This is a genomic window from Cedecea sp. FDAARGOS_727 (assembly GCF_012273235.1).
Taxonomy (GTDB): Bacteria; Pseudomonadota; Gammaproteobacteria; order Enterobacterales; family Enterobacteriaceae; genus Cedecea; species Cedecea davisae.
Window position 1 is genome coordinate 920,279 of the sequence record NZ_CP050966.1, and the last position, 11,448, is coordinate 931,726.

Genomic DNA, 11,448 nt, shown 5'->3' on the forward strand with positions numbered 1-11,448 from the left:
GCGTGGTTAATGGTGCCGATAATAGGAACAATACTTACACTTAACCAACTGAAATATAGAATCTTTTAAAATACCCCTAAAGATCATGCCCCCTAAAGTGCCCCCAGTGATTGCGTTTAAAGCGCAAAGATTGAAGGCACCCTAAAGTGCCCATTGTTCAAAAGCGGCTGAAAAGTGATGCGAAATTCTCAGGAGTGATCTCCGCAAGATTACTGCCATGTCTTACAAAGTACTGATTGCCATAAATTGAGGGTTTGTTATCTGATTCAATTTTGAAAATGATAACCGTTTTATCAAAATATCTTACCGTAGAAATATTTCTCGAAATATAATCCTTATCTCTTTCACTAATTGGCTCGTTCTTAACTAGATTCGTTAGCGTTGTAAAATAAGTATCTACATCTTTATGATATTTGATAGCTTCACCATCAACGCCATTAACATAGAATGTAGAGTATGAAATACTTTCCGTATCATATATTTTCTTATGGCGAGCTGCACTCGCTCGAGTATCAGCAATGCCTACAACACAGTAACCGGTAGCCCCAGGTAAAGTGTTAGCCATTGCAGTAAGTGTTTTAATAACTTTAGAGAAAAGAGCCTTATCAAAGGTAGCTTTAGTATCTAAGGCATGAAAACCAGTTTTGAAATCATAAAGTGTCTGTTCAGTTGATGATTGCATCAAAAGGTTTTCTAATCGAGTAACCCATTGATTTTTACCCGGGTCATTTTCTTTAGATTTTTTGAAACATCTTTTGATAACACCAACAAATGAATCAATTGCAGTTTGTTTCTCTTTAGCTGACCAATTACCTCCGCCTGCTGATAAGTTGATAACTTTATCCCCGGCCTTATCCATTTTTCTGATCAACCCAACAAGATCACATATTTCCTTATTTTCTTCAATAAGTAATTGATAAAATGCCAAGAATACAATCTGGAAATAACGTGCAATTTTTGGTTGCTGACGTTCAAATAACAAAGCGTTAAATGTCTTATTAGCTTTTGTTAAAACACCAATTAATTCATCCAATACAAATTGGACATTAGCCAGGATTTCTTCTTCGCCTTTCTTCTGAATTTCCAGTTCAATCTGAGAAGCTAATGAACTTTCTTTAGTGGATAAAGTGTCATCTGTAAATCCGTATAATTGGTCAAGGATGTCTGAACTAGAACGAACCCCCTTGCCTATAGATATCCATGCCACTATATCTGCTAGAATTTCTTCATCACGTGACTCTCGAAGATAATCTTTTGTAATTATATTATTTTTAACCCAAAAGATATCATCGACATTAATTCCATAGTCTAAAGACTTATTAGTAATGCTAATTTCCTTCATAGCATTTAAATTTAACACATCTGAAGCGCTAGAATCACCACGGATATTACTTGATAACTTCCTAACAATTGAGGCAAAATTACTTAATGCACCAGCCTGACGTAGCTCTTGCTTCGATAAATGTCGGCCATTCGAATTAAGTCTTCTGAATACCTCATCCACATGGCTATTACCAGTTTGCAGGAAAACTGATAATGGAACTTGATAGCGAACAATACGGGCACATAACTCTCGACTCAACAAAGGTTCTTTTTGTTCTATTTTCTCTTCATCTTTTAAAAGTTTGGTATCTGCCATTGTATCCAGGTCGAAGTAGGAACCATTAACATCAAATTCCTGTTCGATAAATGACATCAAAGCATTCAACCTTTGCATGCCATCAATTATTTCCAGTTTCCTACCTGTAGCTTCATTTTTCTCAGCGAGTAGAACCAATGGAACCGGATAGCCTTTCATTATTGAATCAATAAACGATCTTTTTTCATCAATCGTCCAAACAAGCTTCCTTTGATATCTACGATTAACTAAGAAAGTCTTAGATAGGTAATAACTATATAGGCTCTGAATACTCTCGCCCTTTATAGATAAGTCAGCGGCATTTGTATCGCTCATATTTATTCCTTTATTTAACAATTACAGAAACTGTTTTTCAGCTGTGTAAAAGCCAATAATATAACAACAAGGACACATCGAAAATACTCAAACTCACAAAAATCGCACTACACCGCACCCGCCTGCGGGTTCTGTACTGGAAAATTTTTTCAGTTTCATTTTTCTACAAACCACAACCCCAGCCCGCGCCGCCAGTGGGTTCTTCCGGGCAAAGCCCAACTGAAATAAATGAAACGAATTTCAGCGTTTTTCAGTTTTAAGCTCATCAGCCTTAGCACCTTAAGAAAGTAACCAACTGATAATTAAGAGATAAAAAATTTTACGTGAAAATTTTACGATGAGAAGGGCTTCAGATAAAAACATAACCAACTGAAATCTATTGATTTTTAATTTTATAAAACTGAAATTTCTGTACAGCAATAACAGCGCCGGTATTGGCAAACTTACCGGCGCATCGTTCTATCGGCTTTCTTTAGATGCCAGCAAAATCTCTAACGCTTTTTCACGCTCTTCAGCGGGCAAAGCATCAATTAACGCTTTAACCCTGCCCTGCCCGTTGAGTGCGCTGGGGCTGACTGAGTGAGAAAAGGTGACATTCATTACAAACGAGTGGCCACAGTTGATGTTTGAACAGTAGCAATACACATCGTACAACTGCGGGTGCTTCCTGTTTGTTTTTCCAATCTTTGCCACTGTCTGGCATACCGGGCAGACCATTTTTATCATCCGCATCATTTTTCCTCTTTTGCCTGCCAGAGAAAGGGATTTGACGCCCTCCCCCTCTTCCTGAACGTGTAACACTGGTAACACGTGTAACATCATTGATTTAATTACGTTTAATGCGTTACCAGTCTAGTTTTATCTGAGGTAACGAGTGGTAACACATCTTTTTTTGTTACCTCTGTTACCAGTTGAATATTTTCACTGGTAACAGCCACGAACCGCATCAGTGCAGGGTGTTACCTCTGTTACCAGTGTTACCTCATAAAAATAAGACTCGCGCGAAAGTTATTCCGCCTCTGCGCTTCCCAGTACCTGCGTGTTGAACTGGTACACACGTTTAAGCCCTATCTCTGGCAGGCGTATGCTGGTTTGAGTACGCCCGTCATCCCCGGCTTTCAGCCAGCCTGCCTCCACGCACAACCGGGCTACCTTGCGGGAATCAAATCCCTTACAGATTTCTTTCCACCCGGACGGCAGCACATAGAACGTCACAACCGGCTCTGTGGTGTTATCCCCTTTATCCACCTTCCTGAATCCCATCATCGAAAGCGGCCGGTTCCTGTCGTCGTGCCAGTCAGCAAAGCGGCTGAACTGATTACGGGTCATAAAGTCGCGCACCTGCTCCAGCGCAGTTTTATCTTCCTGATTGGCGGTGTGGCCGCGATCCGCCATCCACGATGCCAGACAGCTTTCAGCAGCCCGGAATGCCTCCCCTTCCGGCCAGCCGGTTATCCCGGCCTGCGTCGCCAGTTCCCCGGCCATGGCAACCAGGGCAAAACGGGTTACAGCCCGTCCGACCTGATTTCCGGCATTTTCCGGTGTCAGTCTGCGCGTATACTCCTTCAGCAGGGCTTTCGCCTTGCTGGTTAACTCAGGCAGTTCCCCGGTCAGGCAGTGCAGCCAGTCCCGGAAAGGTGTGCCGTGAAAATGCGGCACTGACTGTTCAAGATGTTCCGCCAGCGCTTTTCCTCCGCTAAAACCGTGCAGCTCCTCAAACACACCGTATTTACCTGAGTCACTGGGGATCTGAATCATCCTGACCTCAACCCCGGCATAGGTTCTCTCACCTGCACTGGCGGCGTGTTCAACCAGTGACAGCTCTCCGGTGGACAGAAATAACAGGTTCCAGCGGTTGGTTTCCCTCACCGATCCATCTGTTCTGGCTCTGGCTTTTCCCTGGCCATTCGCCAGCATATAGGCAATGTTTCCCGCTTCCCTGCCGTCAACCTCACGGATTTCATCAAGCATCAGGGTGGCATCATTACGGCGACTCGCCGTCCCCTCCAGGGCGTTACCGGTTGCCCGCCACGTATGCCAGAAATCTGTGCCACCGCATACCGACGCAGCCACTTTCATGGTCGTGGTTTTACCGTCCGTCGATTCGCCTTTCAGGTGATAGCCACCACCGCTCATGCCGACCAGCGTCAGAAGCGGAGCCGCAAAGGACAAACTCACAGCAAAGGCCAGGCGGGCATTACTGACACAATAGCGCCCGATATTTTGCCGCCACTCTTCAGACGTTCCACTGACACGAAAATCACGCCCCTGAACACTCGATGTCTGCAATATCACCGACTGGGATTCACGCCCAATCACCTCATCCTGAAGAACATAAACACCGCCATGCCAGCCGGTTTTGTTCACACAGGTCACTTTTCTGTCGGGTTTGCAAAGCGACAGATATTCCATCAGGAACGCTCTGGCCATGCCGTTGATGTTGATATAGGAAAGCCCATTAACCAACAGCACCCGGCGTAGCTCTTCTCCGCTGCCGCCCAGCATTTCCATCGGCATCGCCCATTTACGGCTATTACCGTTGGTATCTTCCCATTCAAGTAAACGGCCATAGTTGCTGCCGTCTGCATCACTGGTGATCGCCGTTACCCGCAGCGGGCTGCAAATCTTGATGTTACGAATTTCCGTATCACCATCAGACTTGTTCACCAGCTTGTCGTACCACAGATATTCTTTCGTCAGTCTGAATCCCTGAGGCAGTCGGGTTTGCCCTCTGCCGTGCAACGTCATTTCTTCCCTGAAGGCTTCACGCGCCCTCTCTTTACCGGCTTCCTGCCGGTAATCATCCCAGTCTGCTTTGTGACGCACAGGCGGGAGAGTTACCCAGCCATCCACTGCTTTTGCCGCCTTCTCAGCCTGGACGCGTCCGGTATTTTCCTTTCCATCCACCAGATCGTTATCCCCGGCGAGCACGATACGGGCTTCCGGCCAGCGCTTGCGGATTTGCTCTGCCACTTTCAGTAAATTGGTGGCCGCAACAGCCGCCACACACCACCCTTCAGCCAGCAGACTGGCGGTCAGCGCCGTGGCGTAGCCTTCTGTGATAATGACCTGTTCGGGCGCTTCAGAAGGAAAATCAGCCAGGGCAATAAATGCGCCTGATAACTGGCTACCGGGCAACAGGCTTTTTTCCCCGTCCGGGCTGATAAGCTGGCCTCCCGTGGTATTGCCGGCGATATCCGTCAGCCGCAGCAGCAACGAGCCAACAGGAAACGTTATCCCCGCCTGATTCAGCGGTTGCGCTATCAGGGGGAGAGAATATCCGTGCAATCCCTTATTTGTCAGGTAGCTGGCTTCACCACTCCGGGAGTGTTTTCTGAGGCGTATATACCGCCCCTCACCCGTTTCTTTTGCCGGTGCCTTTTCCCTGGCTGGCACAACAGGCTTTTCCATCACTTCCGGTATCGCAAGAACCTCCGATACGCTGGCCGCCGCCTCTTTGACCGTCCCTCCGGCAACCAGACGCACCAGATCCAGACCATCGCCGCTACCGCATTGATTACAAAACCACGTACCACGCCCTTCTTTATCATCAAGGCGAAAGCGATCTTTACCCCCACAGGCCGGACAGGCTCCGTGACGCTTACCAGATGGAACTTTGATCCCCAGCGCAGATAAAATATGAGGCCAGCGCCCGCCTGCTGCCCCGGCAATAACAGATACAGATTGAGGTTTCACAGCCGCACCTCCCCGTTTTCCGCCGAAACAAATTCGAATCCGTCAGGCAGCTCCCCGTCAGGGGCACCAAAAACGATATCCCGGTACATTTCACGCAATTCTGATACGCCAAATGCAGAAAGCCGGATACATTCAGCCATAAACCCTGACCCCAGCATTTTTTCGAGGATTTCACAGGCCAGACGGCGCCCCTCTTCCTGTCCAAACTCCTGAATCCAGGGGGCTTCAATGTGATAAAGAATATTAATGGCCACCCGATCGGGCGTCAGCGCAATACACTCCCCGTCCTCCACATAGACAGGTTCGCCATGAAGGCGCGTCATCAGGGCAATAAAAGCCCCGGCAATGTAACGGCGCAGGAGAGCTGCACGGAATTCAGAGGTATGCAGCATGTCAGTTGTGTTCATGGCGTTCCCCTTTCATCGTACTGGTTTCTTTCACCACACCATCCAGTTGCTCGGCAATACAGGCCAGCATTGCCGCAGCGCCTTCGGCTGAAACCGCACGCATCCCATTCACCGCAGGAATTGCCAGTACTTCAGCCAGAAACTCACTGGCCAGTGCTGCACGTAACAGACGGCGTTCCCCCGCTTCACTCAGGGTGCAGGTAAGCGTTTTTTTCGATGAAGTGCTCATGCTGCTACCTCCCGGATAGTTTTTACCGGGATACGGGCGGCAAGGCTGAGAATAAAATCAGAAACCAGTGTCAGCCGGGCATCATGCTCATTTGGCGCAGTGACACGCAGGGAACAGGGACTTGCGCTGTAATCCGCGCGAGGAACAGCAAGAAAGACAAAGGTAAATTCAGGGTGAGATAAAGCCGGGACTGTAGCCATGATGGCAACCTCCTTCAGATAGCGGGTATCGCTACCACCGGAGTTTCCACGCTCACTGGTGGTAGCCCAGACGGGGGTGGAAATACCGGCTCTGAAGGATACCGGCCTGACCGGAGTCAGCCCCGCCTGAGCCACCATTACTCGATAGCCACAACAGCAAAGAAACCATTGTGTCCGTAATAGATGAACAAAGACAAAGACACAAAAAAAGACGCGTGGCGCGTCTGGTGTCGCCTTCAGATTACACGGGTTTCCACGCCCGGTTGCCGATTTTGCGGCAACGTGGTGAATATAGCCCGCACCGTTCTGATATTGCAAGCGATTTATAACCGAATGAAGTCTGTTGCTCATGCTGTGTAACGCTGTCATTATGAAATCCTTATGGCGAATGCCAGAACGCTGTAAACATTCCTGTTTTAATTTCAAACAAAGCCCGCTTATTTTTTGCGGGCTTTTTATTTATCAGAAAAAACTAAACCAGCGTAATAGCGCTTTCATCCACAGCGGCATATAACTCAGGCTCACCCAGGGCATAACCTTCATTGCGAAGATAAGAATTTACGTATTCATTTTCTTCATCATCAAATTCCGCCCGGAACCAGCGAGTACTGGACTGGGTATAGATATGCAAATTTTCCAGAGTAGTCACAGCCAGTCGTTTACCCGGCATAAATGGCGGAATAAAAGCAAAACGTCCCGCAACTGAGCTTGTAACCATCTGTGCTGCGTTAATATCTACCGGGCGGTCTGCGGCATTAAAGAGTTTAAGTCGCTGGGTTGCAGCCAGCTCTGCTCCCACCAGAACGACCAGACGCGGATCATCACGAAAAGGTTCAGCAATAAGCTCTGTAATCAGATGATTTGCAAGCAGATCGATATTCTTCCAGGTTCCTGACTCTCCCAGTGACAAAGGCTCAGTTAAAATCTGCTTTCCATCGCCGTAAGTTTTAGCCAGCGCATGCCATCCAATATTCACATCTTCGCCTTTTTTATATGTTTCTGGGTCAGTAGTTTCTGATATTGCGACACCATTAAATCCAACACGCAGCATATCGAGTGCATAAGCCTGGGCAAAAAACGCCGACACTTCGTCCTCAAACTCATCGGGCATACCCGTGTGATAAATATTAGACATATCGGATTAGCTGATTCTGGCTGAGGTATCCGTTTCCGACAAAAAGAATTCAGTACCATTGATGGCCATTTTTTTACGAAAACGACCGCCATTGACACGCCCGGTATGGAGTTCACTGGCTCCAATTCGAATAGCATTCCCGGATACCGCATTTACATCACGTAATGTGATATTTTCCATTAACCAGCCGGATTCTAATATTTTCCTGCAAAAAATATTTTCGTTGGCTGTGGTGAGTGAAAAACGGCGTTTAGAATCTCCACTGTGTTCTGTACCTGACGTAAATTTCTTATGGTACTGACGTGCCGCTTCCGGCCTTTCAGTTCTGAAGGCATACATAGTTATTACCTGCTTGAAATAAATTAAGAGAAGAGTTTGTTTTTAAACTCGGCAATGTGGCGATACTTCATCACATGCTCAACATAATCACGTGCTGCAATAAGAGAGCGTAAAGAGCCACTGTTAACGCTATAGTACTCCCTGTAAGCAAAGGCTCGCGCCGCACCACCATTGTTCAACAGATACTTATCCGTTGGTACAGAGCAACAATTAATAATGTCCTGCACTGCCTTATCTAACGTATCAAGCTGCTCCAGAATAAAACTAATACTCTGAATCAAAACACCATCATGCAATACCGACATTAAACCCGGTGGAATACAAAGAGAACCGGGAAACCGATGTAACAACCGTTTATCAATTCCCTTTTCGATGTAATCTGCCTCATCAGCAAGTAATCCAGGCAACAGCTTGATTATTCCCAGCCGTTCTTTTTGCTCATTCAGACGCGACAACGCAGCACGATAGCGATATTCCATATCAGCCTTTGTCGTTCCCTTTGTAGTGGCGTCCGAAATATTTCGGATGCTTTTAGATGAGGTGGCATTTTCCCAGGCAAACTCAGCATCACTGAACTCATTTTGCAAGAAAGACAGCTCATCTTCTTTCTTACGACAAATATGGGTGAAATGTTTCAAGAGAAGATTAATCTCTTCACCTGTAGTTAAGCTATCAGGAATAGACAACCCCGTAAGCTCATTCAGCTTTTTACCTTTGATACGCAGCTTATTTAGTTTGTGAATTTCAATGATACGTGCAACACAAGCACCATCGGTGTTACCCTCTTCAAAAGGAACAACACAGTAGTTTTCCAAAATTGACATATTTTCACTTTTAAATGGAAAAGGTACATGTAGTCCATTTTGCACTGACAGACAATTATTCATTTTAAATTCCTTCAAGCATATTAAAGTTTAAATTTTATTTAGGAGAATGGCTATCTCGCCAGGAGTAATAATCACCAGCTCGCCATCGAGACATCCTCCCCAATTTAATTGGCTTAGGAAACTTACCTAGTGATATTAACTTATAAATCCACTTGTCAGTAAACAGGCAATCTGAAGTGATAAACTTCATATCAATGAGTGAATCGGCGGCAGGTCTGGTATTTGCAAACCTCATATATTGTTCCTCTTTATGTATCAATCTGCGTCAATGGAGAGGATTACAACATCATGTTAGGATGCAAAAAAGGTGAGTAAGTAAAAAAAACTTACCCACCACTAATGTTAATTTTTTGTAAAAACTGGCTTTTTAAATATCCCAGAAATCAGTTTGCAAATAACTGCATGGGATAAAGGAGGTTCTTTTTCTTCAGGCCAAAACTCTTGCGCCCTACTAAAAATAAGCTCAGATAATGCAGATGCACTTTCTTTTCGATAATTTGAATTTTCTTTATATAAATAGAGAGCAACACTTAATACTTCATTTCTTTTTACTGCATGACGCTCTTGCTGAGCGATAGAGAGAGATTTATATGTTTCATCCGAAGACACGCTATCATTCATCACTGAATGAAGATTTCTAATGTCATCACATGAAATATATCCATTATCATCAAAACCAAAGCCATCAGAGTTTAACCAATCAATCTGGATAAACTTTATCTTTTCAGAGTTTATATTTCCAGCAGGAACAAAAAGAGAAGGGTATTCAGGAGGCTGACCGCTAAAGTAAATGAAGTCATCCTGAGCTTTACGTGAATGCTTGAAATGACCTTTAATTTTAGTAACAATCAATTTTTTATCTATTTTTATCTCATGAATTTTTATCAAACTAAACTCTGATATATAACTATACCCTTCATCATCCTTTTCCAACCCGTTAATATGACGTATAAAATCCTCAACGTTTCTCACGCGACTTTTAGCATATGTCCCTTCACCACTGAAGCGGGTAGAGAATACTATATTATTCACTCCAGCTAAGAAAAAAATATCTTCCTGGTCGCATCCTAATAATTTAGCGGCATCATTAACGCTATAATAAGAGCGGTAGAGTTTTAGGGGTGGGATTTTATTAGCCATTAGACCTCATTCCTTTCAATAAAATCACCATACCATTGCATCATTTCTCGTCGCCCCTCAATATACTGGGCATGATTATAAATCCCCCGGATAGTATTTTTATCTAGATGAGCAAGCTGCGTCTCAATCCATGCGGTATTAAAACCTTTTTCATGCAAAATAGTACTCATTGTGTGCCTAAATCCATGACCTGTAACACGTCCAGCATATCCAATACGCTTAAAAACCTGATTAATGCTGGCTTCACTCATGCATTTACTGGGATCATTACGTCCGGGAAACATCAGCGGATAATTTCCCGTCAATTCTTTCAACCTTTCGAGATAAGCCAACGCTTGGCTCGAAAGCGGTACAGTATGAGCACGGCGCATCTTCATACGCTCTTTAGGGATTTCCCACAAAGCGTTTTCAAAATCCACCTCACGCCATTCAGCCGCACGTAGCTCCCCTGTTCTTAAGCCGGTCAGGATAAGTAAATGTGCCCCTACTACCACGATTGGGCTACCAGTATAGGCATTCAAGGCGTTGAAAAACTCAGGTAGCTCGTTTGCCTTGAGGAATGGATAGTGGACTGCTTCATGCCCTTGCATCGCACTGGCAAGATCTGGTGCCGGATTGTATATCGCCCGTCCCGTTACAATGGCATAGCGGAATACTTCACCGCATCGTTGACGAACTTTTTTCGCTTTTTCCATTGCTCCTCTGGCTTCTATCAACCTCAGAACTTCAAGCAGCTCAAGGGGCTTGATATCGGCAATAGGACGATGGCCAATATGTGGAAAAATGTCTTTCTCAAATGCCTCAATGATGTCCGAAGTGTAGCCCTCAGACCATTTTGGAGACTTCATTTTGTGCCACTCTAACGCCACATCTCTGAATGGATTGAGTGTGTCGATCGCAGCGGTTAAAGCCTGCTTTTTTGCTTTTTTCGCTTCACCAGGATCATCACCAGCTGCGAGTAATTTCTTTGCGTCTTCGCGCTTTTGCCTGGCATCAGCAAGGCTGACAGCTGGATAGACGCCAAAAGATAAGCGTTTTTCTTTACCCGCGAAGCGATACTTCATTCGCCAATATCGTGAACCATTGGGTTCTACCTGAAGATACAGGCCGCCGCCATCAGAGAGCTTATAGCTCTTCTCTTTTCCTTTGGCGGCTTCAACCTTACGGGCATTCAGCATCATTGGGGGCACATTTCCTAGACCGAACAGAACATGCCCCTGATTGTGCCCCCAATTGCATGTTGATTTCAAGTGATTGGGGTTGACCTCAAGCGACTGAAATCAGCCTAGTCTCTATGTTTTTAAAGGATTTTGTTGATGTGAGTTGACTTGAGAAAACTAGGGGATGGTGCCGATAATAGGAGTCGAACCTACGACCTTCGCATTACGAATGCGCTGCTCTACCAACTGAGCTATATCGGCACGGAGAAAGGTGTCGTGCGGGTAACGGTGTAAAAGGGTA

The 11,448-nt window shown here is 45.3% G+C and carries 10 protein-coding genes, 1 tRNA gene and 1 pseudogene; all 12 read right to left on the minus strand.

Annotated elements, in window-relative coordinates; genetic code table 11:
* Window positions 1-157: 157 nt before the first annotated feature.
* The 12 genes and pseudogenes from FOC35_RS04480 to FOC35_RS04530 all read right to left on the minus strand — a co-directional run bounded on the left by FOC35_RS04480 (window position 158) and on the right by FOC35_RS04530 (window position 11,408).
* The gene (locus tag FOC35_RS04480; protein ID WP_172568277.1) at window positions 158-1,954 is read right to left on the minus strand and encodes a DUF262 domain-containing protein; all 1,797 of its coding nucleotides are present in this window, start codon (window positions 1,952-1,954) and stop codon (window positions 158-160) included.
* Between the two features lie 459 nt (window positions 1,955-2,413).
* Entirely contained in the window at window positions 2,414-2,686 is a 273-nt protein-coding gene (locus tag FOC35_RS04485; RefSeq protein WP_172570325.1) for an ogr/Delta-like zinc finger family protein, read from the minus strand.
* Window positions 2,687-2,962: 276 nt separating this feature from the next.
* Complete coding sequence (locus tag FOC35_RS04490; protein ID WP_172568278.1) at window positions 2,963-5,650, minus strand: DUF927 domain-containing protein; 2,688 nt, start codon at window positions 5,648-5,650, stop codon at window positions 2,963-2,965.
* Window positions 5,647-6,057 carry a DUF5375 family protein gene (locus tag FOC35_RS04495; RefSeq protein WP_172568279.1) on the minus strand — a complete coding sequence of 137 codons (411 nt, stop codon included), beginning with the start codon at window positions 6,055-6,057 and terminating at the stop codon, window positions 5,647-5,649. Before FOC35_RS04495 ends, FOC35_RS04490 begins: the two co-directional genes overlap by 4 nt.
* Window positions 6,044-6,286 (minus strand): hypothetical protein, encoded by a 243-nt coding sequence (locus tag FOC35_RS04500; RefSeq protein WP_172568280.1) that lies wholly within the window; start codon window positions 6,284-6,286, stop codon window positions 6,044-6,046. The genes FOC35_RS04495 and FOC35_RS04500 overlap by 14 nt, the downstream gene beginning before the upstream one ends.
* A complete protein-coding gene (locus FOC35_RS04505) occupies window positions 6,283-6,855 on the minus strand; it encodes a host cell division inhibitor Icd-like protein (RefSeq protein WP_172568281.1) in 573 nt (190 codons plus the stop codon). Before FOC35_RS04505 ends, FOC35_RS04500 begins: the two co-directional genes overlap by 4 nt.
* A 103-nt stretch (window positions 6,856-6,958) precedes the next feature.
* Window positions 6,959-7,960 (minus strand): annotated as a pseudogene (locus FOC35_RS04510) (P2 family phage major capsid protein).
* A 23-nt stretch (window positions 7,961-7,983) separates the two neighbouring features.
* Window positions 7,984-8,847 carry a hypothetical protein gene (locus FOC35_RS04515; protein ID WP_172568282.1) on the minus strand — a complete coding sequence of 288 codons (864 nt, stop codon included), beginning with the start codon at window positions 8,845-8,847 and terminating at the stop codon, window positions 7,984-7,986.
* A gap of 34 nt (window positions 8,848-8,881) precedes the next feature.
* Window positions 8,882-9,082: an AlpA family transcriptional regulator gene (locus FOC35_RS22740; RefSeq protein ID WP_254065370.1), complete on the minus strand. Its 201-nt coding sequence runs from the start codon at window positions 9,080-9,082 to the stop codon at window positions 8,882-8,884.
* Window positions 9,083-9,189: 107 nt separating this feature from the next.
* The gene (locus tag FOC35_RS04520; RefSeq protein ID WP_172568283.1) at window positions 9,190-9,987 is read right to left on the minus strand and encodes a hypothetical protein; all 798 of its coding nucleotides are present in this window, start codon (window positions 9,985-9,987) and stop codon (window positions 9,190-9,192) included.
* On the minus strand, window positions 9,987-11,168 hold the full coding sequence (locus FOC35_RS04525; protein WP_172568284.1) for an integrase arm-type DNA-binding domain-containing protein: 1,182 nt from the start codon (window positions 11,166-11,168) through the stop codon (window positions 9,987-9,989). Before FOC35_RS04525 ends, FOC35_RS04520 begins: the two co-directional genes overlap by 1 nt.
* Before the next feature lie 164 nt (window positions 11,169-11,332).
* Window positions 11,333-11,408 (minus strand) — tRNA-Thr (locus FOC35_RS04530).
* Between the last annotated feature and the right edge of the window lie 40 nt (window positions 11,409-11,448).